Source organism: Gemmatimonadota bacterium, assembly GCA_026705765.1.
Taxonomy (GTDB): domain Bacteria; phylum Latescibacterota; class UBA2968; order UBA2968; family UBA2968; genus VXRD01.
Window position 1 is genome coordinate 25310 of record JAPPAB010000189.1, and the last position, 26564, is coordinate 51873.

Genomic DNA, 26564 nt, shown 5'->3' on the forward strand with positions numbered 1-26564 from the left:
CAAACTTATGAAAACAGACGTCATCCAACTCTTTGAAAACCCCTATCTCGCGCTCGGTGTAACCATTGCCGTCATCATGGCCTATTTGAGTGTCAACGCCATCATGTTGATCTGGCTCGAACGCAAACTCAGCGCACGCATACAGCGCCGCATTGGCCCGCAGCGCGGACCCTTTGGCCTGATGCAGCAAATTTTTGACATGGGAAAATTGCTCAGCAAAGAACTCCTCACACCCGAACACGCCAACAAACTGCTCTATGTCATTGCGCCCATCCTGGTCTTTGCACCCGTGGTCGCCCTCTCGTCTCTCTTTCCCATTACGAGTACCTACATATTCCACGACTTCAACATCGCCATTGTCCTGATCCTCGCCATCAGCGGCATCAACGTAATCGGCATATTCTTAGCGGGCTGGGGATCCAATAACAAATACGCCCTGCTCGGCGCCGTGCGCTCAGTCGCGCAAAATATCTCCTACGAAATCCCCCTCATCCTATCGGTCATCCCCATCGTCATGATAACCCGCACCATGTCGCTCTACGACATCACCCTCGCACAGGAAACCTATCCCTTTATACTGGTACAGCCCATTGCCCTGATCATCTTTATCATCTCAGCCACAGCCGAAACCAATCGCGCCCCCTTTGACATCCCCGAAGCGGAATCCGAACTCGTCGCCGGATTCCACACCGAATATTCCGGCATGCGCTTCGGACTGTTCTTCTTTGCCGAATACTCCAACATGATCTTTGCATGCGCATTGGCAACCGTGCTCTTTCTGGGGGGATGGCGCGGGCCTCTCTTGCCAGACGCCGTATGGTTCTTCATCAAAGTCTATGCACTCATCGTCCTCATGATGTGGTTCCGCTGGACCTTTCCGCGGCTCCGTTTTGACCAACTCATGAAATTCGCCTGGGTGGTACTCGTCCCCCTCTCGCTGATCAACCTGCTGATCACAACACTGGTCTTGAAAATCGTATAGAACTTTCAAGGAAAATCCCATGGCACTCATAAAAGAAATCCTCGACGGCACCAAAACGCTCCTGACCGGCATGAAAGTCACACTGAACAACTTTCTCAAACCGCCCGTCACCTCCCAATACCCCATGGAAAAAATCGAGATGACGGAAGCGTTCCGCAACGTCATTGTCCTCATCGAAAAAGAAGACATCGGCTCACACGACTGCATCGACTGCAAACTCTGTGAGCGCATATGTCCCTCCTTCTGCATTTACCTCGACGGGGAACGCCCGGAAGGATTAAGGCGCAAAAGATCGACCAAATTCGAAGTCGATTTTGCCCTGTGCAGCGACTGCGGTTTGTGCTTAGACGTATGCCCCACAGACACCCTGGGATACAGCAAAGTCCACGACGAAGCCGGATACAATCGCAGCGACTTTCTCTACGACTTGCTCGAACCCTGGGCAGACAAAGAAGAAGCCGCGCGCGAACGCCTGAAAGAAATCGAAGCCGAACAAGCCGCAGAACGCGCCAAAAAAGCCGCAGCAAGAAAAGCGAAAAAGGTAAGACGGGAGAAGTAAACGGAGAACAACAATGCTCGAACAGGCTGTCATCTACACATTTGTAGCCCTCGTCCTCATCGGTGGGGTCCTGGCGGCATTTTCTCGCCAGATACTCTACGCCATCATCGGCCTGGGTATCAGCCTCCTGGGGTTGGCGGGACTATTTCTCAACCTCGGCAGTCCATTTGTCGCGGCAATGCAAGTACTCATCTACATCGGCGGCATAACCGTCGCCATTGTATTTGCCATGATGCTCTCAATAGCCATGTCCATTCGCCCGCCCGACCCCGACGCCCGAAAACTCGGCTTCGCCATTGCCTGTGCCGTCATCTTCTTTGGCGCAGTCGCCCATCTGATCCGCGGCGCGCAATTCCAACAAATCGCGTCCCCGGCATCTGAAAAAGCCTGGTCTGTGGGCGCGTTGGGCCATGCACTGCTCACGCATTACAACGTCGTCTTTGAAGCCCTCTCCCTCGTTTTGCTCCTGGCCATCATCGGTGCCATCTTGATAGCGCGCAAGGCTTTGCCAAAGGAAAATTCGTGACCCTCGAATCCTATCTTCTGGTGGGCGCAGCCCTGTTTTCACTCGGTTTGATCGGCGCACTATCCCACCGCAACCTCATAGCCCTGCTCATCGGCATCGAACTCATGATGAATGCCGCCAGCTTAAACCTGATGGCCTTTAATCGGTTTGTCGTCACCGATCCAACGACCGGCCAGATCTTCGTCCTCATCATCATTGGACTGGCAGCCGCCGAAGTCGCTATCTTTTTATCGATCATCCTGCGCATCTATCGGGCGTATCACGAAATAGATGCGGAAAAACTCACCAAACTGAGCGGTTGATGGACACTCTCTCACTCATACTTTTAACGACAATTTCCCCCCTGGCGTGTTTTATCATCGCCATCATCTTTCTCGTACAACAACCCCGAATAGCTCAGGGACTGGTCCTGTTCGGCAGCGCGGTATCCCTTTTGAGCACCATCGCCCTTCTCGTACAGGGACCCGTTGAACCCCTGCGATTTTTGTGGTTTCAAAGCGGTGCAATACAACTCCAATTTGGCTTCATTCTCGACGGTCCAAGCCTCATGTTTGGCGTCGTCGTCGCCTTCATCACCGCCTGCATCATGCTCTATTCAGTAGGCTACATGGCGCAAGACCCGGGCAAAACGCGCTATTTCGCAATGCTCAGCTTCTTTGCCTGGTCCATGCTCAGCTTTGTCTATGCCGTCGATCTCTTGCAATCTTTCATCTTTTGGGAACTCGTCGGCCTCTCCTCGTTCTTCCTCATCGGTTTCTGGTTTGAAAAACCCGAAGCAGCCGCAGCCGCGCGCAAAGCCTTTCTCATGACCCGCGTGGGCGACGTCGGCCTCTTCATCGGCATTTTGCTCATCCTCCAACTCGTTTCAAACTTCGATATCCCCACCCTCTTAGACCCTCAAACTGGCCTCTCAACACAGATATCGCCCAACCTGCTCAACGCAATCGCGCTACTCATCTTCATCGGCATCATGGGCAAAAGCGCGCAATTCCCCTTGCACACCTGGCTACCCGACGCCATGGAAGGCCCCACCCCGGTCAGCGCCCTGTTGCACTCTGCCACCATGGTCGCCGCAGGCGTCTTTCTCATGATCCGCCTGCACCCACTCTTTATGGCAGCGCAAGACACAGCATTCATCGTCCTGGGCATCGCCACCTTCACCGCAATCCTCGCATCAACGATTGCAATGGTCGATACCGACATCAAAAAAGTACTCGCCTATTCCTCCATCAGCCAACTCGGCTTCATGCTCATGGCACTCGCCGCTGGCAGCCTCTTCGCAGGTGTATTCCACCTGATCACCCACGCCTTTTTCAAAGCCCTGCTCTTCCTCTGCTCGGGCATCTACATTCACGCCTACCACACCAACAGCATGGCCGAAATTGGTCGCAGTGGAGGCCGCCGCCTCAAAGCTGCGACCCTTGGCCTCATCATCGGAGGTGCTGCCCTATCGGGCGTTCCCCCACTGGCGGGATTCTGGAGCAAAGAAGAAATATTTGCCCAACTCGGTCACAATGGCTTTAACATCTACATGGTCGGTGCACTTCTCGCGGCCTTTCTCACGGCCTATTACACATTCCGCATGATATTCCTCATCACAAAACCCGATCACGCACCTGCTACCGACCACAGCCATCCCGAACCCATGAACATGAAAATCCCCGTCTTGCTCCTCACCCTGGGCGCAATCGCACTCGGCTTTTTTGGTTCCAACATCGCTCAGGGTCTGGGCCTCACAGCGCAGCACCACAGCGCCCTGTTGATGATCCCCACCGTAGGCGTCGGCATCCTCGGCATCCTGATCGCCTATCTCGACTACGGACGCGACAACGCGCCGCGCACGGGATTCATCAGCAAAATCGCACCACTCAACACCCTGTTCACAAACAAATGGTACATCGACGAAGTCTATCGCGTCACCATCGTCGCCATCACCCACGCGCTATCTCGCATCTTGCACTGGATAGAAAACCACGTCCTCGACGGAAACTATGACCGCTTTGGCCTCGGCATCTTGCGAACAGGCGCAAAATCAACCCGCGTACAGGGCGGCTGGATGCAACTCTATCTGGGCTGGGCGATCATCTTATTAGCCGTTGTCGCGCTTTACCTCGGATTGCGATAGAATATGCCACTTCTCTCATCCATACTTCTCACGCCCGTCATCACCCTCATCGTCCTTTTGCTCATGCCCCAAAAGGCCGTGCGGGGCATTCGGCTGATCTGCGCCTTCAGCGGCTTATTGACCTGTGTGCTGAGTCTGCAACTCTGGATAAGCTATGATCCCACAACCGGCGGTATTCAATTTGAAGAAATAATCCCCTGGGTCGCAGCCATTGGCATCTCCTATCACCTCGGCGTTGACGCATTTGGCGTCATCCTCGTCATGCTCAACGCCATCGTCTATTTCACCGGGGTGCTCACCATGTGGGACCTCGAAGAGCGCGTCAAAGAGTATTTCGCCTTCATGGTACTCCTCGTCATCGGCGTCTTCGGCGTCTTCATGTCGCTGGATCTCTTCTTCTTCTTCTTCTTTTACGAAATCGCCGTCGTGCCCATGTACCCCCTCATCCTGATATGGGGCAGCGGCAACAGAGCTTATGCCGGCATGAAACTCATGCTCTTCCTCCTCGCTGGCAGCGCGCTCCTCTTTCCCGGCCTACTCGCCATCTATCACCACGCGGGCCTCAACACCTTTGACATCATTGCCCTGTCCGCACACACATTCGATCCACAATTCCAAATATTTGTCTATCCCTTCATCTACATTGGCTTTGGCGTCTTAGCCGGCCTATTCCCCTTCCACGGATGGTCGCCCACAGGCCACGTTGCTGCGCCATCTGCGGTTTCCATGCTACACGCGGGCGTCCTGATGAAACTCGGCGCATTTGGCATACTCACAGTCGGCATTCGCCTGTTGCCCGAAGGTGCTGCGTACTGGGCACCGACCTTCGTGGTATTAGCCGTCATAGGAATCATCTATGGAGCTTATGTCGCCATGCGACAGACCGACTTCAAATTTGTCATCGGCTTCTCATCTGTATCTCACATGGGCATCGTCCTCCTCGGCCTCAACCTCGCAATCATCGGCCAGGTCGTAGCAACCGATGCCCTCAACGGCGCAGTCTTCCAGATGTTTGCCCACGGCATCATGACCGCCCTGTTCTTCAGCACCGCGGGATATATCTACGACAAATCCCACTCCAAAACCATTGGCGACTTTGGCGGTCTTGGCGTGCAAATGCCCCGCGCAGTCTCCATCTTCATCGTCGCGGGCCTGTGTGGTGCCGGATTGCCCGGTCTGGCGAGCTTTTGGGCTGAATTACTCGTCTTCCTCGCCGCTTTGAAAACGTACCCCATCGCCGGCGTCATCGTCATCCTGGGCCTCGTACTCACCGCAGTTTACATCTTGCGCGTCTTCAACCTGGCCTTTTTTGGCGCACCAAATCCGAAATGGGAAAATCTGAAAGCACAGGACATGTCTGGCCTGCACCTGATACCGCGCGCCATACTAATCGCCGTACTCGTAATCTTCGGCTTTGTACCCCGCCTCATGCTCGACCTGATCAACAGCACGACAATAGCTTTCTTGGGTAATTTCTAACATGGAAAACGCAATACTCTTCGCACCAGAACTCATTTGCCTGCTCATGGGCCTCGTGCTCTTCTTCTGCACAGTGCTCAACTGGTCCTATCGCACAACCCGGGGCATTGCCATAGCATCCGGCATTGCCATGATCGCCGCCTGTCTCTGGACTCTCCCCCTTGAAGGCGAACCCTTCTTCCCAGGCATATACGCGGTTGACTTCTTTTCCCAATTAATCAAAACAGCACTCGCAGTCGGATTCCTATTTGTCGTCATAGCCAGCGCCAACCCCCTCACAGTTGACCGCAATGGCTGGCTCGAAGTCCCCCTCTTCTTCATCTTCTCCACACTCGGCATGATGATGATGGTCAGCGCGACCGAACTCCTCACCCTCTATGTCGCCATGGAACTGGCCGCCTATCCCGTCTATATCGTCGTTGCCCTTCACCGCAATACCGACATCGGCGGGGAAAGCGCCACCAAATACATGGTACAGGGCATGGCGGCATCGGCCATCTCGCTCTACGGCATGAGCTTCCTCTTCGGCACATTTGGCTCCACCTACTTCTCTGCCATCAGCATCCCACACGCCACCGCACAACCCATCTTCTACCTGGGCCTGCTGCTCACACTCGCTGGCTTCTTCTTCAAACTCGGCGCCTTCCCCTTCCACTTTTGGGCACCCGACACGTATGAAATCGCGCCTCATCCCATCATCACATTCATCGCCACCGTTTCCAAAATCGCCGCCATCGGCATCCTCTGCCGCTTGTTATCCCTCGCCATGCCCGGTGGCTGGGAATCGGGCCACGCCCAAACCGCGCTCATGTGGGCAAGCGTCATCGCAATGAGCCTGGGCAACCTGGCAGCACTCGCGCAAAAAGACCTCAAACGCCTGCTCGGATATTCCACAGTCGCCCACGCCGGTTACGTACTCCTCGCCCTGCAAACCTTCGCCGAATGGGGTCTTACCGCTGCCCTCTTTTACGCCATTGGCTACTTTGCCATGTCCTTTGCGTGCTTCCTCGTCATCTGTGAAGTCGGTCGCAGCGAAGACCGCATCACCATCGACTCCGTATCTGGCCTTTACAAACGCGCGCCATACCTCTCCTTCACCTTGCTCATCGGCCTGTTTGGCCTCATTGGCCTCCCTCCCACAGTGGGCTTTGTCGGCAAATGGTTCCTCTTTTCTGCCGCCCTCCAACGCGGACAATTCTATCTCGTCCTCGTCGCAGCCATCAACGCCGCTGTCGCCCTGTATTATTATCTCCTCATCATCCGCCAACTCTACTGGGTAGAACCCACCACACAGAACACGCTTAAACCCACGCCCCTCATCGCCGTCACCGCAATGGCGACCATCATCCTCGTAATCGCAATGGGCACGGTCCCCGGTCCCTTCTGGGACATGGCCGCCCGCGCCGCCCGCGCACTGATCAGTTGATGTTTTAAGAAAAATATTCACCAAAATTAAATTTGTCTTATATTCTGTTACGCAATCATTCAACTAAAAGGACATATGGTAATGGAAACGATTGCTAAAAATAAAAACACCACTGCTAAACAGGATCAACCAAAAGGAGATATAGCAATGGACGCTGACACCACAAATAACAACGCCACTGCTGAACAGAGCCAACGGATAACAATCCTTGAGACGAACCTGGAATTTATCAAAGAACAGCTTTCAGATATAAAACAGGACTTAAAAGACCTCAAGCAAGGGCAAGAAAATATTGAAGCGCGGCTCAATAGCCGGATTGATGATTTGATAAAATGGTATGTCCCCACAACGGTTGTTGCGCTATTGCTTTTTGCTGCTGTCATGAAATATCTGTAAAATGGAATCATAGACATTAACCAAAAAAAAGAACCCGCAATCATTCGGTGATTGCGGGTTCTTTTTTGTTCACACATCCGATGACTTTGTCATCATGCAGACTCAAGGCATCGGTTTATACGGAAATGACGAATGATGCACATTGATACGCAACTTGCCATTCTCGTCCTTAAAATAGCCAAACGTGAACTCCACCTTGGCTTCTTTTCCGGTATTCGCATCTGTAAAATAGTAATTACCCATAGCAATGGCCGAGTCGCCGTTAATAATAATATCAGCGTTCTCAAATCGGACTTTGCTCCACGGCTGGATAGCAAAACCGCGATCTTCAGGTACAATACCAGTCACAAAATAAGATATAGCCTCTTCTTTTGTTAAACGAAATTGCTTTTCTGACGCCTTCGTGGGCTTAAACAGAACCTCGCCTTCATCATAACCATATAACGTATTGACGGTCTCTTCGGCCAATGCCTTATAGTCCTTTTTTTGCGTATATGCTTCACCGATAGCGACAATTGCTTCGCCCCAAATTTTTTGGGCCTCCATAACCTCTCTCTCAACAATACCATTATCCTTCATAACATCCTCTGCATATCCCGTCGCCACAACCACCAGCGTTGCCAATATTGCCAATTGAATCTTCATTTTTTGCCCCTCCTATTTAAGCAATCGTATCCGACTGCATCGCATTATTTTTTTCTCTTGTATTCCACATATAAAAAAAAAACTCTTTACTGTCAAATCAAAATCTTCCCGCCAAACAGTCTTTTTTTGGCAAAAAAATCTGTTTTGTGTATCTTCTGCCCTATCGTAACAACTCCTGCTCCTCTTTGCAAACATTAAGGAATTTTCATGCTCAGTAAATTAATCGACAAACTAAAAAAGGGACTGACCAAAACCCGCGAAGGCATGGTACAAAAAATCCGCGAAGTCATTCGGCGGCACCCTGAAATCGACGAAGAAACCCTTGAAGAAATTGAAGAAATTCTCATCGAAGCAGACGTTGGCGTAGAACCCACCCTTCGCATAATTGACCAATTGCGCGAACGCTTTGAAACCGGCGAACCCGTTGAAAATCCGGAAATCGCAGTCCAGGAATTTCTCGAAGAAGAAATCCGCAAAATCCTCCTGCCTTCAAACACCGCGCCATCTATCGCAATCACAACCAAACCCCACATTATCCTCGTCGTAGGTGTCAACGGCGTGGGCAAAACCACCACCATTGGCAAAATGGCTCACAAACTCAGCCGCGAAGGCAAAAAAGTACTCTTTGCCGCGGGAGACACATTCCGGGCAGCAGCCATTGACCAACTCGGCATCTGGGCAGACCGCACGGGATCCGACATCGTGCAACACCAACCGGGCGCAGACGCAGCATCCGTGGCATTCGACGCCATACAGGCAGCCAAAGCACGCGACATCGACGTCGTACTCATCGACACAGCGGGTCGCCTGCACACCAAAATCAACCTCATGGAAGAAGTTAAAAAAATCCGCCGCGTCGTCGCCAAAGCCATGCCCGGTGCCCCCCACGAAACCCTGCTCGTACTCGATGCAACCACCGGACAAAATGCCGTCATACAGGCAAAACAATTTCACAGCACAGTAGAACTCACAGGCCTTGTCCTCGCAAAACTCGACGGCACTGCCAAAGGAGGCGTAATCGTCGCCATTGCCGACGAACTCGACCTGCCCGTGCGCTATGTTGGCCTGGGAGAAGACATTGAGGACCTTGACGACTTTGACCCCGAAAACTTTATCAAAGCCTTATTTGATTAATTGACGCCAATGTAAAATCGGGTATATTTTTTTATGCCTACCCAACTGCCCATATATCTCGACAACAACGCCACCACACCCATAGATGAACGGGTACTCAACGCGATGTTGCCCTATCTCAAAGACCGCTTTGGCAATGCCGCCAGCCGTACACACACCTTTGGATGGCATGCCGAAGATGCTGTTGACCTCGCGCGAGAACAAATAGCCAACCTCATCAACGCACAGCCCAAAGACATCATCTTTACCAGTGGCGCCACAGAATCCGACAACCTCGCCATCAAAGGCGTAGTCGCCGCAGCCAAAACCCCACACATCATCACGCAAGCCACCGAGCACCACGCCGTACTCGACTCTTTTCGCGCACTGGAACGCGGCGGCGTCTCAGTCACAGTCTTACCCGTAGATTCACACGGTATTACCGACCCATCAGATATTGCAAATGCCATCACAGACAACACTGTACTCGTCTCCATCATGGCGGCCAACAACGAAATCGGCACCTGTCAGGCCATTGAAGCAATCGGGGCGATATGCCGTGAAAAAAACATCTATTTTCACACAGATGCAGCACAGGCCATTGGCAAATACCCGCTCGACGTCGAAGCCATGCACATCGACCTGCTCTCCATCTCCGCCCACAAACTCTACGGACCCAAAGGCGCGGGCGCGCTCTATGTGCGCAGCCGCCCGCGCGTTCGCCTCGTCGGTCAAATAGACGGCGGGGGCCATGAAAAAGGCATGCGCTCGGGCACCCTCAATGTACCGGGCATTGTAGGCATGGGAGAAGCCTGTGCGCTCGCACAAAAACACATCGAAACCGAAGCAAAACACAGTCAGGACTTGCGCCATCGCCTGCAAAACCACCTCTTCAATGCGCTGCCCCGGATACAACTCAACGGCCACCCCGAACAACGCCTGCCGGGCAACCTCAACATCAGCTTTGCCGGCGTGGATGGCGAAAGCCTGCTCATGAGCTTGCGAGACGTAGCTCTCTCATCCGGCTCAGCCTGTACATCCGCATCTCTCGAACCGTCTTACGTACTCAAAGCCATTGGCGTCAGCAATGACATGGCGCAGAGCAGCATACGCTTTGGCATTGGCCGATTCAACACCGAAGAAGAAATTGACTATGTTGCAGAACGCGTGATTCAAGAAGTCAACCGCCTGCGCGAAATATCGCCAAACTACTAAACATCCCCGGAGCCACCATGCCAACACCAGACCGACCCCAACGCCCCGAAATCTTACCCGAAGTCAAAAACATCGTCGCAGTATCCAGCGGCAAAGGCGGCGTGGGCAAAACAACAGTTAGCGTAAACCTCGCGGTCTCACTCGCCAAACAGGGCGCAACGGTTGGCTTGCTCGACGCGGATATTTACGGACCCAACGTACCGATCATGATGGGCAGCACGGCGCAACCCAGGTCAATAGGTCAAAAAATACTGCCCCTTGAAAATCACAATGTCAAATTCATGTCTCTCGGCCTTATCGCCGGAGAAAATGCCCCCATAATATGGCGCGGTCCCATCGTAGGCAGAATGATTCAACAATTCATGGTTGACGTCATATGGGGCGCACTCGACTACCTCGTCGTCGATCTCCCCCCCGGCACGGGCGATGCACAACTCACCCTTGCCCAAACCGTGCCCCTCAGCGGTGCAGTCATAGTCACCACCCCGCAAAATGTCGCGCTAGAAGACGTACACCGCGGCATAGAAATGTTTCGCAAAGTCGAAGTCCCCATCCTCGGCATTGTCGAAAACATGAGCTATTTCCTGTGCCCGTGTTGCGGAGACCGCACGCCCCTCTTTGGCGAAGGCGGGGGACAACACATCGCCGATGCATTTGGCCTGCCCCTGCTCGGACAAATCCCCATCCAGCCCAACATTCGCGAAGGCGGCGACACGGGTGCGCCCATCGCGACAGGTGAAAACAATGCTTTCCCCGAAATCGCCCGACGCATTGCCGATGCACTGGCAGAAAGGGAAAGCGACCTGCCCGAAATCACAATTGTCTAACTTTTCGGGCTTGCGAATGAAAAAAAATACCTTACATTAAATCCCCATGACCACTCAAATCCAAACACCAACCTGAAAGGCATGCCATGAGTGCAACTTATGAAACGCTCGTCGCACAGGCAGAAGCCAAAACCACAGGGCTTTCTCCAGAACGCGCACAGGAGAAAATCAACGCAAATGGCACGCTGCTCATAGACGTGCGCGAGCGCGAAAATTATATCGAAGGATATATCCCCGGCGCAGAAAACGTGCCGCGTGGCTTTCTCGAACTCCGCATAGAAAGCATGGACAACGACCGCGACCGCGCAATCATAGTCTATGGTACACAGGGCCAGGGCGCATTAGCCGCACAGGCACTTCAAGACATGGGCTATTCCGACGTCGCGTATATCCAGGGCGACATCGATTCCTGGAAAAATACCGGTCTCGCCATTGACCGCGACCGCGCGCTCGACAAAGCCGAAGTACAGCGCTACTCCCGTCACCTCCTCATCCCCGAAGTGGGAGAACGCGGACAGGGCAAACTCCTCGACGCCAAAGTACTCCTCATTGGCGCAGGCGGATTGGGCAGCCCAACTGGACTTTATCTCGCCGCGACTGGCATAGGAACACTCGGAATTGTCGATGCCGACATCGTCGATGTCACCAACTTGCAGCGCCAGATACTGCACGGCACATCTGATCTGGGTCGTCTCAAAGCCATCTCTGCTTACGAAACCCTCAAAGAAATCAACCCCGGCTGCGATGTGGTGCCACACACCGACTATCTCACATCCGACAACATCATGGACATCCTCCCCCAATACGACATCATCGTCAACGGATGCGACAACTTCCCAACGCGCTATCTCGTCAACGATGCGTGTGTCTTCCTCAAAAAACCCATCGTGGATGGCAGCATCTTCCGCTTTGAAGGTCAGGTCACAGTGTACACATGCGACGGCGAGGGACCTTGCTACCGCTGCCTCTATCCCGCGCCACCGCCAGCAGACCTGGCACCATCGTGAGACGAAGCAGGCGTGCTGGGTGTTCTGCCCGGCACAGTTGGCCTCGTGCAGGCCACAGAAGTTGTCAAACTCATACTCGGTCAGGGGGATCCACTCATCGGTCGCTTGCTGATGTACGACGCCCTGCAAATGAACTTCAACACATTCAAAATTCGCCGCGACAAAAATTGCCCTGTATGTGGCGACAACCCAACCATCACCGAACTCATGGACTATCAGGCATTCTGCGCCATGGATCACAGCGACGCGGCTGATTAACCGTCGCATCGCAAAAACACAAAGGGGTGAAACCGATTGGTTTCACCCCTTTTATTTTTCTCCTTTTTAAACACTCACCTCTGATAATGCGCCCTATCTCTATCCTCCACAATACTGTCATCTACAGGCACCCCGAAACGGTCTGCCCATTCGCCAATTTGCTCGTTAATCGTATCGGGTATCTCAATGCCGTGTACGAGGCGATGCCTGCGATTGCGATACTCAAAATCCCCCGGAACCAGAACCTCGTCTATCCCATCGGCGGGTTCGGTCGTCTTCATATCGTCTAAAAATGCGCGAATACCCTGTTGATAACTATCCAAATCTGTAAATGTACTGATATCGATAACCTGCATAAACGCGCCCCCGGAACGCCGCCCCTCCCTTTGGGCTCCTGAAAGCTGCCCCATTAAACAGACCATTAGCGAAAGCGCGTAACCCTTGTGCTCTCCAAAAGCACGCAAAAATCCGCCATCGTAAAAATCGAGAGGATTGGTTGACGGCTTATTATTCTTATCCACAATAAAAGTATCGGGAATCGACGCCTTCTTGCTTCGCGCAACCTGGAGCTTGCCCTCGGCCACCATAGAAGTGGCAAAATCGATTACAAAAGGTGCCTCATCACCCGTGGGAACACCCACCGCAATGGGATTGGTACCCAGACTCCCCTTCTTCCCCCCAAAAGGCAGAACTTTCATCGTATTGGGCGAACCCCCACCAACCATGCAAATACCGATAAAACCCCCGCGTGCGGCAATCTCGACATATTCTCCCACACGTCCAATATGTGCAACCCGCGTGAACGAAACCGAACAAATTTCAGAAGTCCGCGCTTTTTCCATCGCCTGATGGACCGCGCGATAAGCCGTAAGATGTCCCAGCCCTCCGTTGCCGTCCAGAACCAGTGTAGTAGCCGATTCCCGCACCGTCGTGGGTTCAGCCGCCGGATTCATCCCCCCCTCGGAGATATTAGTGAGATACAAAGGGATGCGGAGAACACCGTGAGAATCGTGACCGGCGAGATTGGCATTCACCAGAATCTTCGCCACAATATCTGCAATATCAGGTGTCGCACCAGAAGCTTCAAACAAACGTCTCGTAAGCGCGTGAAGATGTGCGGGTTGATACGTGTGCATTTGCATAAAAAATCTCCTAAAGCCCTGCGGCGAAAAACTCTTCGAACACCTCATCGGAAACCGTTGCACACGCCGCGCGCACATTGGCTTCGAGTTGCGCCTTATTCAGGCTACCGATCGGATTGCCGTGGATGCGGGTCTCACGAATACAGAATTGCAGGGTGAGTTCGAGCAAGTCGTACCCGCGTTCTTCGCACCACAGGCGCATATTCTCAGCGCGCTCGTGATCTTCTCGCCAGCGGTCACGGGGCGCAAAATTTTCCACAGGCGCGCCCGTGAGATAACCGCGCATAATCGACCAGCCATTCATCACACCCAGATCGCGCTCCGCCGCAGCGGGCAAAATATCTTCACTAATAGTTTGCCGCAAAAGATTGTGATCCCCAAAACACAGAAAACAATCCGTGCGCCCGGATTCCATCTGCGCCAGATGAAAATCGTGGGGCCGCATCCCATATCCAATAAAATTGACCCACCCCCGCTCTCGCGCCTTTTCCAATCCCTCAAGCGTACCCCCCGAAACCAGCGTAGCCTCGATACTCCACGGATCGTGAATAAAAAGCACATCGAAATGATCAATCCCCAAAATCTCGAGCTGGTCTTCTATATCGGCAAGCGCGTGCTCAGTTGAGTAATCCGGGTCTCCATCTCCATATCCCCCCCACTTCGCGGCACTGTGACAGCAAACGCGCCCACTAATAATGATCTCATCGCGCCCGACAACGCCCTGCTTAATCGCAAGACCGAGCTTTCGAAGCGAATCGCCATAACACCGCGCACAATCGAAGTGATTGACACCAATATCCACCGCAAACCGAATGAGGTCTGCTGCCTCATCATCGGTAACAGGACCAAAATTATTGCCAAACCCCTGCGTACCAAAGGGAATAACGGGAATAGAAAGTTCTGTTTTGCCCCAGCGACGACGCGGGACTTCAAGAGTGGCTTTTTCAATCATATCAAAGGGTCTCCATTATCCAGTGCATATTCCTTCAGCGTATCCAAATCGACAAACTCAAGCGTGGAAATATGCGTCCCCGAAAGATAAACGGGAGGAGCAAACCCCGCATTGAGAGCTTCAACCCAGCGCTGAACACACAAACACCAGCGATCGCCCGGCACGAGACCGGGAAAGCGCAATTCGGGCACAGGCGTACTCAAATCATTGCCCGCAGACTGGGAAAAAGCCAAAAATTCTTCCGTCATCTCCGCACAGAGAATGTGCAACCCCAGATCACCCGGACCCGTGCGACAACATCCATCTCTAAAAAAACCCGTCATAGGATCGGTACAACAATCCTCGAGATCCTCGCCCAAAACATTTTTACCGCGGTTCATTTTCACTCCAGAGATTAATTTGTATATGGCACAGTACCGCTCTCATTCACCGTATATCCCCATTGCCGAACATAGTCCGCCCCAGGCAGAAAATCATCGCCACCCTCATCGAGACGACGCTGGAGCCAGGCATCCAACTCGCTACACAAATCCGCGCATTCGGGATCATTAATAAGATTGCTCAACTGAAAAGGATCAGCCTCATTATCATAGAGCAACCACGGCCCATCGAGCGAACGGACATATGTGTATTGCCCCGTCCGCAAGCCGCGATATTCGCGCCCTCCCCTATCGCGCGTCCACTGTCCAAAAGGCTGCGGACATTGTAAAAGCGCGGCACCATCAGAGGGACTCTCACCTCCCATAAGATAATCCGAAAAATCCAGACCCTCAACCGTATCGGGAACATCAATCCCACAAAGCCCCAAAAGCGTAGGCATAATATCGGGAATATCAATAGGATCAGAAATCTCGCGACCCTCCAACCCAAATTGCGCTGGCCATCGCAACAAAAACGGAATGCGAATAGACTCTTCCCAGGGCTGTTGCTTCTTCGCACTCCCCTGTGAACCGAGCATATCGCCGTGATCCGAAAAAAAGAGCAAAAGCGTATCGTCGGCTATCCCCTTATCGTCCAGTGACTGAAGCAAATCACCCATACAATCGTCCAGCGCAGTGCAGTGGGCGTAATAACCCGCAATCCATTCTCGGGCATTTGCTTCCGATTCTGGCGGCACATTCTCGCGCAGCGGCACATCCTCGGGGCGATACATCGCGCGGTATTTTTCCGGTGCAGTCTCATAAGGCGCGTGCGGTGGGCCCCATGAAAGCACGAGCAAAAAGGGATTATCCGAGTTGTGATTCTGGATGTACTCTTGCACATCACGCGTCTGTGCAATCGCGTCGTATCCCTCCCATGTGAGCTTCTCGTCGGAATCATTGGCATAATAAAAAGAATTATTGTAACTGTGCGTACACTCCAGCACCTTCCAATAATCAAACCCCTGCCGATTCTCGGGCGGAATATAATTGGATCGCCCATTTGCATTCACATGCCATTTGCCCACATAAGCGGTATCGTATCCCGCATTCTTAAAAGCCTGTGCCAGACTAACAGCCCTATCGCTCAAATGCACATCATTGACAAAAACGCCATGCGTCAGCGGATATTGCCCCGTCAGCAAAGACGCCCGCGCCGGGCAACAAACCGAACACCCCGAAACCGCGTGTGTCGCATTAATACTTTGAGACGCGAGACGGTCGATATGCGGCGTCTGCACACAGGTATTGCCGGCATAACCAAACGACTGAGCGCGCCACTGATCGCCAAAAATGAGAATGACATTACTGGCCATGATACTCCTTTACATTAAAGTGTAAATCCCACAAAAAACCGCGACAATATTATGAACCAAAAAGCCCCTTGTCAATGTATCTGACAAGAGGCGGAGATGATGCTTTATTCACCACAACTTCAAAACTGCACAAACCCAACACTCACAAAAAACCCCGGCGCATCCAATCGCTTTGTGAAATCCAGCCGAAACCAATCAAATAGCCCGTTAATCGACACACCCAATTCGTGGTGAAATCCATCTGTATATTGCGGCGCGTAATCCAACCCTGCCAATGTGCGATCCCCAAACCATGTGCGCCCGTGCCCGCCGTGAACAATCAAACCAATATTGCGCTCTGCAGCCCACCGCCAGCCGACCAACTCAAACGGAACCGTGCGAAAATTGTGTTCCCAGAACATCCCCAACACCTTCTCTCCCTCATAAGGGCGGTTCACAAGTGTGCGAAATGCCCCAAATGTCGATAACCCGTCCAGCAGCCCGGCATCCAAAATCTCAAAACGCTGCCTGGGCAACGTCCCTGCAAACACACTGCCAACAACGCTCACATCGAGCACATTGGGCAACAAACGCCGCTTAAACAGCGTTTTGATACGCCAATCCAACAGCATCCGAAACTGTGTAAACTCAAAATCACTACCAAATCCCGGCCGACTGTGCTCAACCTCCAACGCGATTTTTCGCTGCCGAAAAACAAACGCAAGTTCCGAATATCCACCCTCAATATCCGCTCGCAAAAACACAGAACGCAAATTGCCCGCATCAATCTCCGGATTTGGCCGTTGCACATCAATATCCCCACTCAATGCCAATCCGTCGTCTTCTCCACCGAACTGTGTTGCGCGACAGTTACCCCACCGCTCAACCGCACACCCGCCTTTCGCGGATGACCAAACCGATAGCCCGCGGTGCCCCTTACACCTTCGCGCCAGAAAAAATCAAAATAATCCTCTAAACCTTCAATCTGCTGCAAACTGACCTTGAATCGGTCGTACAGTCTCGAGCGATAGCGCGTATCGGTCCCGCGAAAACCCTCAAGCGAAACAAAACCTTTTTTGTCCGTCCCCCAGCGCACCGTTGCCTTGCCGTCAAATGACCATCGTTTCAAACCAAAATTATACGCACCTCCACCTGCAAAAGCCGCTCGGCTTTGACTCGATCTCGAAGAAACCTTAGAACCTAAATGCCAACCATCCACGCGATTGAACCACACCTCGGGTTTGAATCGAAACGGCAACTTGCGCCCCTTCTCACCGTCCTTCTTTTCTTTTTCTTCATCCTCCTTCACAAAACGCGCTAAAAACCCCTTCGGCTCATACGCTTTATCCAGCGTCATCGTGCTGTCAATGCGCGCATAAGCCTCTTGCTCAATATCATCCAACGGCACGGCGAGTCCTGTTTGAACCAGTAAACTATCCTGCTCAACACGCATAGAATCAACCACCACGATGCGATCCTGATCATAAAGCGAATCGGGCAACGCGACATTCACCTCATACCCCGTCAAACGAGAAATGCGCTGCCTCTCAAAAGGCGGAAATTTTAAACCAACCATTCCGACTTTAACATTTATATCCGACTGATAGCCCACCGGCAAATAGTAATCACCACCGAAATTGCTAAACTGCTGGCGCATAGCAATGGTAAATTCGCGAACAGGCGGCGGAAACAAAAACGCCCGATTTGGCGTCAATTCCACCTCCACGAGCGCGTACACACTATCGAGCACAGCCACGCGACCATTAAAAGCCGTCTTGAGACTGTGTTTGGGTTTCACATCAATATCGTAAATAATGCGATCATCCATTTTGCGACGACCTGTGAGCACAAAATCATAGTGCGCCAATGCATCGGGATGCGTAACACCGATCAAATTATGACCGAAGATTTTCGTCTCATCATCGTACAAATTCACACCCGCAGCCGCGGGCAGTGCAATCCCCAAATCCAAATTCTCTGTCTCCCGTTTGTCCTTAACGACCTCCCGCCACCCTTTTTTTTGATCCCAAAAACCATCGGACAAGCTCTCGACAATCGCGACAATCTCAGTATCTTTGTACAAAACAAACCGCGAATAAGCCTCAACGCGAAACGTCTCCAGACTATCCCACCACGTTTGCTTCTGCGCGATGACCTTACGCATAATATTGGGACCCATATCCTCAGCCGTCACCACGAGCGTCTCCAACTCAATCGGCACTGGCTCCAGGGCAAAATCGCGCACATCGGCTGCGTCCTCCGTCACCTGGTATTGCTGCGACCGATAGCCGATATAGCGCACCTCCACCACCGCGGGAAGAGAGCGCAAAGACAGCACATACTTCCCCTCGGTATTTGAAATCGTACCATCATAAGCCCCAAGAACATGCACCGTCGCAGCGGGAAGCGGCTCTCCTGTTGACGCATCGGTCACAGTGCCCTGAATCACCTTTGCCTGCACCTGCGTAGCGAAGAAAAGAAAGGCAAATAGCCAGACCCATCGTGTTGTCATAGTCTGTTTTTTCAACTCTTCTCCTTTTTATGCCTTCGGCGACTTCATTTTTTTGCGCGCCCAAAAAAATGAAGCAAAAAAAGGGCGCCCCTGCGGGGAGCTTGCACAGCGCAAATCGCTCCTATAGTAGTACGCCATACAATGGCCTTCAGAGTAGGGATGCCATAAGAATTTCCGCTGCGAAACGGACTCACGCGCTGTGCGTTATAGCTTTATCTAATCGTTCATTGAGGTGTAACTTTTGATTTTTGTACACCCTTCATTTAAATCCGACAACTATTTAAGCAATTGTATTGCCATCTCTATAACCGAGTCTCTCCCCATAACACTATCCGAAGGTGAGACCGCAACGGGAATATCTGGTGGAACACCAATATCTTCATACAGAACATTGTCAGCCGAAGACCACTTTCCCGTGGAGACTCTATATTCCCAACCATTGGGCAATTTCTTACGAGTAGGACTCCCCTGGCCTCCAAATGTCGTGTCACCTACTGTTCTAACATAGGGAAATTGTTTCATCGCCAGCACGAAATATTCTCCAGAACTTATTACTTGTCTATCTGTGAGTACAATAATGGATTTGGTAAATTGTTTGTCTCCAGCAGGCTTGACATATTTTTTTGTAATACGACCAAAATCTGAATGTCGAGACCCATCGCGCCTTTGTACAAGAGCGGACACTCTCTTCTGGTCTGCAAAGCGTCCCACTATCGCATCCACGTTGCGGCTACTTCCTCCGTTATTGCCTCTTACATCCACAATTAAACCCTTATGATGAAAAAATTCGTTCACAATAGGGTCTATCGCCTCTACCCAGGCATTGCCATTCCTGATGCTAAAAGACGCGATGTGTAAATAGCCTATTGCGTCAGAAATTTGACCAGAAGTAAAAAAACGATCCCCTGTGGTTTGAAATCCAGCGTTCAAGTATTTACTCTTCACAAAATCCAAATTGAGGATTCCTCCAGGTCGTCTATTTGCAGAGTTGAAATTCTTGAACGGCATGGTTAGAGTAACGTGAACGTCATTTAAGTGAGTTAGCATTAAAGATAAAATAGCAAAAAGCTCAGAATTATCTGTCTGGTCGGTAACCTGCGGCGCATATATGTCATATAGAGCCTGCCAATTGACATTTTTGGACTCAAAAAAAACATAATGGCGGTCAAATTCGTTCCATAAAATTTGGAAATTTTTCTCAGGATCAGCGTCAACCTGGGTTTCGTTAAGCAACATAGGCAAGATGTGTTGGGCTTGATCATAGTCTTGCTCGGCTGCCTTGAGAACCCACTTTACAGCCTCCTCTCGGTCCCGCTCTACACCCCAGCCTTTGTAATACATATGGCCAAGAAAGTACTGCGCTCTGTCTAATCCTTGCTCAGCGGCCTTGTGAACCCACTTCACAGCCTCCTCTTCATCTTGTCCCACGGTCTTAACTTTGTAATACATTTCGCCGAGGTAAAACTGGGCTCTGGCATGGCCTTGCTCGGCTGCCTTGAGAAGCCATTTTTCTGCCTCTTCTCCATCTTGATCTACACCCTGACCTTTGTAATACATATAGCCAAGAAGGTACTGGGCTTTGACATCTCCTTGTTCGGCAGCTTTGCGAAGCCACTTCACGGCCTCTTCTCCATTTTGAACTACACCCTGACCTTTGTAATACATATAGCCGATGAAATACTGCGCGCCAGCATGGCCTTGCTCAGCGCGCGGTCGCAATTCTTTGAGTGCCGTTGCATAGTCACCCCGGTTATATGCTTTCCTACCATCCTGATAGTCCCCCCACGCCAACGATGGCGCAATGAACAGACATAGCGACAGAATGAAAAGCAAGCGTCGGAGTTCGGTTTTTCGTCCATTATCAGTCATCGCAGAACGCCTCTGTTTTGGATCTGGGATTTTGCAAGATGTACGACGGGTTGTTGCATAATTCGGAATTTATATTTCCGCGCGTTTTTCATACATCACAAGCCCAATAATCATAAAGATGATACCCGTAAGAATGGTATAGACAAACGGCGCCCACGCTATTTGTCCAGAAGGCGTAGGAAGGATTGAGATTTGCCCTAAAAAATCTAACGCCATCTTCCCTTGCTGAAAAAATCGGATGTATAAAAACACGGCAAGTGCAAAAAAAGCGACCGCAGCCAATCCCCGGTACCGCTTAACCGAAAATTTTATCCCCTCCATCCCGGTCACAAGGCCGAGGATGAAAACCATATATGTCACAAGCCCCAAACCACACATAAAAACAAAATCCCAAAATAAGGTAACCTCCATCCCATCAAATGATAGAATTTGACCGGGCAGGTTGGCCAAAATCAGTAAATACAGGCTTCCTATAACAATCCCACCACCTACAAAACCAATACTCGCGACCACAGCGACCTTTGCCAGAATCACCTTGTATTGTGATACCGGTAACGCAAACATCTGATAATGTGTTTCCGATTTCCACTCAGAATTGAAGGCGTGCGCCAACAAAAAGGGCAGACTGAGAAGAACGAGAAAAATTGCTATCGTCGTCCAAATAAATATCTGTTTGAATGCCTCTTCGAAATCCAAACCATCTTCTATTCGGATAAGCCCATACGCATTTAACCCCGCGATCAAAAGGAGCAAAAATAGAAAAAGGTTTTTATTCGCTTTGAGTTCCTTCACGTATAATGCAAAAAATGGTTTCATGTCACGATTCCAGGTAAAGGTGGAAAATGATGTTGCATCCCGAAGACGGGCGGACGGCTAAAAACCTTCTGGATCGCGGCTCAAAAACATACCGCGATGACAAAGCCTGTCCCTGCATGTTTTAAGCAGGGGGACCGTCCCCTACAACAGGACGACACAGGCCTCCCTACATCGCCACCATCTCAAACATTTCTGAAAGCGATTCACCGCGTTCTTCTCTCAGCGCATCTGCATTGCCGGAAAGTGCGATCTCGCCCTCTTTCATAAACATCACATCCTCGATAAACTCGCCCACTTCATGGACCAGATGCGTCGAAATCAAAATCGTCTGCTCCCCAAATCGAAATTCGCTAAACAAAGCCTCGACAATGCGTTTGCGCGATGGGGGATCAATACCGGATAGTGGCTCATCCATCAAAACCAGATCACTCGGCCAGGAAAACGCGCACACTACCTTCAGCCGTCCCTGTTGACCCCGCGAAAGCGCGCCCACCTTCTTATCGCCATCCAGTCCCATAAAACCCAGCAACTCGCGCGACTTATCCATATCCCATCTGGGATAAAAACGCGCCAGAAACTCCACCTGCTCCATCACCTTCATCCAATCGTAAAACGGATTGACCTCCGTCAAATAAGCCACATGCTGTCGGGTCTTCACACTCACCTCTTGCCCCATCACCTCGGCGGATCCCCGAGACGGACGGGTCAAACCAGCCAGAATGCGAAACAGCGTACTCTTCCCGCTGCCATTTTCGCCCAACACACCTTGCACGCGCCCGCGCGCAACCTGAAAAGAAACACCGCGCAGTGCCCACGCGCCTGGATATCGTTTCCACACATCTCGAACATCAATCATCATGTCAAATCCTCCTCTATATCGCGTAACAAATCCGCAATTTGCTCGCTGGAAAGATCCAATTCTCCAACCTCTGCGACAAACCGCGCAACAGCACTCTGTGCCAACGCCCGTTTCTCAGCCTCAATCTTCTTCCCATCCTCTGTCACAAACGAACCCTGCCCGCGCCGCGTAAAAACAAACCCCTCTCGTTCAAGCTCTGCATAAGCCCGCGCCATCGTATTGGGATTCACGCCCATTTCTTTCGCCATATCCCGCACCGAAGGCAACTTTGATCCCGGCGAATAAACCCCGCGCACCGAACGCTTTTTGATCTCGCCGATAATTTGTAAATAAATAGGTGCATTCGGATCAAACTCATAAGGTGGCATACCAATGCCTCCTGACTTTTTTTACAGTCATAGATCGAACCTCATATTTCCGCACGCTTTTCATACACAACAAGCCCAATAATCATAAAGATGACACCCATCAGAATGGTATAGACAAAAGGTGCCAAATCAATTGTAAATTCAGAAGGAGGAGTCATTGAGATTTGCCCGAAAAAGTCTAATGCCTTCGCACCTTGTTGGAAAAGCCGGCCATACACAAACACGGCAATGACAAAAAAAACAACCGCAGTCAGTCCCCGATACCGCTTAACTGCGAACTTCACCCCTTCCATCCCGGTCACAAGGCCGAGAATGAAAATCATATACGTCACAAGTGTCAAACCAACTAAAAAAGCAAAATCAAAAAATGCCGTAACTTCTGTTTCTCCAACTCGCAGCATATGTACATTCATCAAGGCAGCCCCACGTGCTGCCCATAAAGACAGACCGATAGTCACAATCGCGCTACCTACAATGCCCTTACTCGCGACCGCAGCGACTTTTGCCAGATTCACTATGTACTGTGGAACCGGCAGTGCAAACATCTGATAATGTGTTTCTGATTTCCACTCGGTGTTGAAGGCATGTGCCAGCAAAAAGGGCAGACTGAGAACAAGGGTAAAAACAGCCAGCACTGACCAGAGAGCATTAAGAATTGTCTTTGTTTCTAGTTCTAAATTTTCTATGTGGATAAGCCCATAAGCATTTAGCCCCACAATCAAAAGAAGCAAAAACAGAAAAAGAATTTTATTCGCTTTGAGTTCCTTCACATACAGCGCAAAAAATTGTTTCATGTCATACTCCTTTGAAATCGCGGTAGACTGGATCGCGGCTCAAGTTTGCCTCTGCATGCTTTAAGCAGGGGATAATATCGCGAGGACAACCAAAACCTTCTGGATCGCGGCTAAAATCATGCCTCGATGACACTCTCTTCTCTCGTTTTACGTTTCACCCCTGACCTTTTTTCAACAATTCAAGAGCAGCGTTGATCAATGGATCCTGATCCCCAGGCTCGTCGGGAAATTCGACGTAAACATCGGGTGATATGCCCTTACCCTCGAACGGCTCTCCATCGGGCGTCAAAGCCACCCACGACGGAAGAAACACGGTTACCCCATTCGCTAAGCGCACAGGCTTTGGATTGCCCGAACTGCCATAGGACTTCTCGCCCATCAGCGTGCATTGCGGCGCTTGCTTCATCATCAACAAAAATGCCTCACAACTGCTCATATTGACCGGTCCCATCAAAACGACCGTGCGCCCTCGAAAACCGGGCCGAATCGGCTTCAGCGTTCGTTTATTGATTTCAGAAAAGCCAGAAGGACTGGAGACATCGCGATTGAGATGGCCGGCATATACCACAGATTGATCGACAAATCGACCGGCGATCTTTCTCGCCAACCGCTCGTCTCCTCCACTGTTGAATCGAATATCCAGAATCAGGGTATCATCGAGCGACAATTCGTCGATCCATTTTGCGGCGGCTTCGATATCCCGGGCAGCCTTAGGTGACCAACTTCTAATCATCAGATACGCTGGGCCATCCGGAAACCTCCCGGTAACCACCGCACGATTGACGGATCGAAACTGAGATACTATTCGTTTCAGCAACTCTCGATCCACGTTGGGGCGAACACTGCGCTGAAAGCCAGCTAATCGATCACCATCTACATTGACCTTGATATGAGCATCGCGGGCGACCTCAAGAAGTTGTCCGGCAAGAAAGGCAAACTGGCGGGAAGTCTTCGTATCTACCAATCTCGGCTCGAACTCAGCAAATCTAACGTCCCAATCTATGCCCCGTAGATCGCGATAGGAATACTTCTCCTCAATAGCCGACCTCAACTGCTCCAACGATTTCCGATTCTGTTCTGGGTCCAGGGGTTTCATATCACCCGATGGCGCAGTCCTGAAAGAAAGAGGATACGGAACCGCGGGAAGCCCATTGGTTCCTCGAAAATTCTGATGCCGCTCTGAGTTAATGCCCAGACCGTATTCGCGGTTAGGCTTGAGTTTCACAGGCAGAACAATAGTCGTATCAGAAATCCACTGGGGCTTTCCGGCAACCTCTGGAAGCACAAATTTGCTACCTAAAATCACAAACGAATAGCCCCTTTTGGTATCCATGGGCTGGTCAAAAGTAACGCGCAATTCCATAGTGGCCACATCCACTGACTGTGCGCCGTTCTCCGGCACAGTCCGCACCACACGAGGCGGTTCCTCAGCACCTGCGGTCACACATCCGATGAACAAACAGAAGCCCAACAGTGTTCGACGCGCTGTTGCGAATATCCCGAAACCAGAGCGATAGGACTTAAAATATCGAGCAGTCATTTGACCCTCCAATCGAGTGAAAAACCAGCGGTGTCTTAGTGTTCTACCTAAATAATACACTCAAACAGTTCGCCTGTCAAGCAGAAAAATAAAAAAATCCCCAAAACCCGAAGGCTTTAAGGATTTAATTATCGATCTATTTGCCGCGATGACACACGGGACGGCACAGGGGCCGTCCCCTACAACAACATACCGCGATGACAGTCAAATTATATCATCGACTCTGCCACATCCTGGCTCGGGTCATGAAAACTGAGGGATCTTGCCGCCACTCGCCATAGCCAATGCGCTGATCATCCGTTAGATAATTGATCTTATCATCAATACAAGCAGCCAAATCCGCATCTTCCACACCAAGCGTAAAGCCACCATACTCAACCGCCGCATCAAGCGCCGTCACCACAAACGCGCCACCCGAAGCATGAACCGCATCGCGGTTGCCGATCTCTCCCCGGGCAAGCGCATCTACCCTACCAGACGCAAGCGCACCGAGTAATTCCTCTTCCCCCAGATAAACCACCTGCGGCATCGTATCTACAGCCGGGAAAATGCGCTGCCTGCCCTCAAGATTGGGCGACGCGCCAGCAGCAGTAATAAAATAATCTGCACTCCCATCGGCGACCACCGTATCCGTCTGCGTTTCAATGCGCACACCCGCAGCCAAAACACCATCGGCATTGACCAGACCTGTCAGCACCAGCAAACGCGCCTCCCCCGTCGTACTAGCCAGCACGCCCACACGAACCTCGCTCGTCAGGTCGTCGTGGCTAACCCAACGCCTCCCATCTTCGGCACGCACCAAAAGCGACTGCCGAAACGCAATATGCCCCGAAGTAAACGTCACCACCTCATTACCCATCTCATCGCGGGTTCGAGAGTCGAGAATCGTAATACCACCGCCAACAACATCGTAATCCACACCAGCCGACAGCAGCCAGATATTGGGCCATATATCAATACCCTTTCGGGAAAACGACAGTCCCGCACCATCCATCGCTTCGAGAGCCGTCAACAAATCCGCCTCATAACCCACATGCGTATTAAACCCCGCAGAATTCGGATCGGGATCTGCACTGGAACTAACCGGCGCGAAAAAAGCGAAAAAACCAAAATTGAGCACGCGATCCGCACAAGCCGACGACGGAGACATCACCTGCGCCCTCCCCCCAATGGGCAAATTGACCATCACCTCATCGCCGGCATTAATCGGAATACTCGACCACACCCCAATCACGCGCCCATCCTGCGATGCACGCGCCTGATAATAACCCGTCGCATCGCCCACAATCTCCAACCGCACCCGACCCTCTTCATCCGTCATCCCCGACCACGCGTACTCTGCCGCCTGACCCGCGATAGAACGCGCAAACTCTACCATAGCACCACTTATGGGCGCGTCATCCTCTCGCACAGAAGCTACCACCACAGCCCCCAACTCAT

The 26564-nt window shown here is 51.5% G+C and carries 26 protein-coding genes; 12 read left to right on the top strand and 14 right to left on the bottom strand.

Annotation, left to right across the window (positions count from 1 at the left end):
• The first annotated feature begins 7 nt into the window (after nt 1-7).
• The 8 genes from nuoH (at nt 8) to OXH16_24225 (ending at nt 7493) form a co-directional block, all read left to right on the top strand.
• A complete protein-coding gene (gene nuoH, locus OXH16_24190; protein MCY3684503.1) occupies nt 8-982 on the top strand; it encodes an NADH-quinone oxidoreductase subunit NuoH in 975 nt (324 codons plus the stop codon).
• A gap of 19 nt (nt 983-1001) precedes the next feature.
• Nucleotides 1002-1541, top strand: a complete 540-nt coding sequence (locus OXH16_24195; protein ID MCY3684504.1) for an NADH-quinone oxidoreductase subunit I — start codon at nt 1002-1004, stop codon at nt 1539-1541.
• Between the two features lie 13 nt (nt 1542-1554).
• Nucleotides 1555-2067, top strand: a complete 513-nt coding sequence (locus OXH16_24200; protein MCY3684505.1) for an NADH-quinone oxidoreductase subunit J — start codon at nt 1555-1557, stop codon at nt 2065-2067.
• The gene (gene nuoK / locus OXH16_24205; protein ID MCY3684506.1) at nt 2064-2369 is read left to right on the top strand and encodes an NADH-quinone oxidoreductase subunit NuoK; all 306 of its coding nucleotides are present in this window, start codon (nt 2064-2066) and stop codon (nt 2367-2369) included. The genes OXH16_24200 and nuoK overlap by 4 nt, the downstream gene beginning before the upstream one ends.
• Nucleotides 2369-4192 carry an NADH-quinone oxidoreductase subunit L gene (locus OXH16_24210; GenBank protein MCY3684507.1) on the top strand — a complete coding sequence of 608 codons (1824 nt, stop codon included), beginning with the start codon at nt 2369-2371 and terminating at the stop codon, nt 4190-4192. The genes nuoK and OXH16_24210 overlap by 1 nt, the downstream gene beginning before the upstream one ends.
• Nucleotides 4193-4195: 3 nt before the next feature.
• Nucleotides 4196-5671: an NADH-quinone oxidoreductase subunit M gene (locus OXH16_24215; protein MCY3684508.1), complete on the top strand. Its 1476-nt coding sequence runs from the start codon at nt 4196-4198 to the stop codon at nt 5669-5671.
• A 1-nt stretch (nt 5672) separates the two neighbouring features.
• Nucleotides 5673-7097 (top strand): NADH-quinone oxidoreductase subunit N, encoded by a 1425-nt coding sequence (locus OXH16_24220; protein ID MCY3684509.1) that lies wholly within the window; start codon nt 5673-5675, stop codon nt 7095-7097.
• Nucleotides 7098-7178: 81 nt separating this feature from the next.
• A complete protein-coding gene (locus OXH16_24225) occupies nt 7179-7493 on the top strand; it encodes a hypothetical protein (GenBank protein MCY3684510.1) in 315 nt (104 codons plus the stop codon).
• Between the two features lie 102 nt (nt 7494-7595).
• Here the strand turns inward: OXH16_24225 and OXH16_24230 are convergent, their stop codons facing one another.
• Entirely contained in the window at nt 7596-8138 is a 543-nt protein-coding gene (locus OXH16_24230; GenBank protein MCY3684511.1) for a hypothetical protein, read from the bottom strand.
• Between the two features lie 207 nt (nt 8139-8345).
• Here OXH16_24230 and ftsY point away from each other — a divergent pair, with 207 nt between their 5' ends.
• From ftsY to moeB, 4 genes are all read left to right on the top strand, one after another.
• Entirely contained in the window at nt 8346-9272 is a 927-nt protein-coding gene (gene ftsY, locus OXH16_24235; protein ID MCY3684512.1) for a signal recognition particle-docking protein FtsY, read from the top strand.
• A 33-nt stretch (nt 9273-9305) separates the two neighbouring features.
• On the top strand, nt 9306-10466 hold the full coding sequence (locus OXH16_24240) for an IscS subfamily cysteine desulfurase (protein ID MCY3684513.1): 1161 nt from the start codon (nt 9306-9308) through the stop codon (nt 10464-10466).
• Nucleotides 10467-10483: 17 nt separating this feature from the next.
• A complete protein-coding gene (locus OXH16_24245; GenBank protein ID MCY3684514.1) occupies nt 10484-11293 on the top strand; it encodes an Mrp/NBP35 family ATP-binding protein in 810 nt (269 codons plus the stop codon).
• 86 nt (nt 11294-11379) lie between these two features.
• Complete coding sequence (gene moeB / locus OXH16_24250; protein ID MCY3684515.1) at nt 11380-12558, top strand: molybdopterin-synthase adenylyltransferase MoeB; 1179 nt, start codon at nt 11380-11382, stop codon at nt 12556-12558.
• 74 nt (nt 12559-12632) lie between these two features.
• Here moeB and OXH16_24255 read toward each other — a convergent pair whose 3' ends face one another.
• The 13 genes from OXH16_24255 to OXH16_24315 all read right to left on the bottom strand — a co-directional run.
• Complete coding sequence (locus OXH16_24255) at nt 12633-13700, bottom strand: Ldh family oxidoreductase (protein MCY3684516.1); 1068 nt, start codon at nt 13698-13700, stop codon at nt 12633-12635.
• Nucleotides 13701-13710: 10 nt separating this feature from the next.
• On the bottom strand, nt 13711-14652 hold the full coding sequence (locus OXH16_24260; GenBank protein MCY3684517.1) for an aldo/keto reductase: 942 nt from the start codon (nt 14650-14652) through the stop codon (nt 13711-13713).
• The gene (locus tag OXH16_24265) at nt 14649-15032 is read right to left on the bottom strand and encodes a DUF2237 domain-containing protein (protein ID MCY3684518.1); all 384 of its coding nucleotides are present in this window, start codon (nt 15030-15032) and stop codon (nt 14649-14651) included. The genes OXH16_24260 and OXH16_24265 overlap by 4 nt, the downstream gene beginning before the upstream one ends.
• Before the next feature lie 14 nt (nt 15033-15046).
• On the bottom strand, nt 15047-16387 hold the full coding sequence (locus OXH16_24270) for a sulfatase (protein ID MCY3684519.1): 1341 nt from the start codon (nt 16385-16387) through the stop codon (nt 15047-15049).
• A 119-nt stretch (nt 16388-16506) separates the two neighbouring features.
• Nucleotides 16507-17175: a hypothetical protein gene (locus OXH16_24275; protein MCY3684520.1), complete on the bottom strand. Its 669-nt coding sequence runs from the start codon at nt 17173-17175 to the stop codon at nt 16507-16509.
• 14 nt (nt 17176-17189) lie between these two features.
• Nucleotides 17190-18893: a DUF5686 family protein gene (locus OXH16_24280; protein MCY3684521.1), complete on the bottom strand. Its 1704-nt coding sequence runs from the start codon at nt 18891-18893 to the stop codon at nt 17190-17192.
• 261 nt (nt 18894-19154) lie between these two features.
• Nucleotides 19155-20747: a S41 family peptidase gene (locus OXH16_24285; protein ID MCY3684522.1), complete on the bottom strand. Its 1593-nt coding sequence runs from the start codon at nt 20745-20747 to the stop codon at nt 19155-19157.
• A 69-nt stretch (nt 20748-20816) separates the two neighbouring features.
• On the bottom strand, nt 20817-21563 hold the full coding sequence (locus OXH16_24290; GenBank protein MCY3684523.1) for an ABC transporter permease: 747 nt from the start codon (nt 21561-21563) through the stop codon (nt 20817-20819).
• A gap of 166 nt (nt 21564-21729) precedes the next feature.
• Nucleotides 21730-22422: an ABC transporter ATP-binding protein gene (locus OXH16_24295; protein MCY3684524.1), complete on the bottom strand. Its 693-nt coding sequence runs from the start codon at nt 22420-22422 to the stop codon at nt 21730-21732.
• On the bottom strand, nt 22419-22790 hold the full coding sequence (locus OXH16_24300) for a GntR family transcriptional regulator (GenBank protein ID MCY3684525.1): 372 nt from the start codon (nt 22788-22790) through the stop codon (nt 22419-22421). The genes OXH16_24295 and OXH16_24300 overlap by 4 nt, the downstream gene beginning before the upstream one ends.
• Nucleotides 22791-22831: 41 nt before the next feature.
• Nucleotides 22832-23584, bottom strand: coding sequence for a hypothetical protein (locus OXH16_24305; GenBank protein MCY3684526.1), 753 nt, complete (start codon nt 23582-23584; stop codon nt 22832-22834).
• 154 nt (nt 23585-23738) lie between these two features.
• The gene (locus OXH16_24310; protein ID MCY3684527.1) at nt 23739-25124 is read right to left on the bottom strand and encodes a S41 family peptidase; all 1386 of its coding nucleotides are present in this window, start codon (nt 25122-25124) and stop codon (nt 23739-23741) included.
• Nucleotides 25125-25338: 214 nt separating this feature from the next.
• Nucleotides 25339-26564, bottom strand: a 1226-nt coding sequence (locus OXH16_24315) for a transporter substrate-binding domain-containing protein (protein MCY3684528.1), incomplete at its 5' end; no start/stop codon positions are given.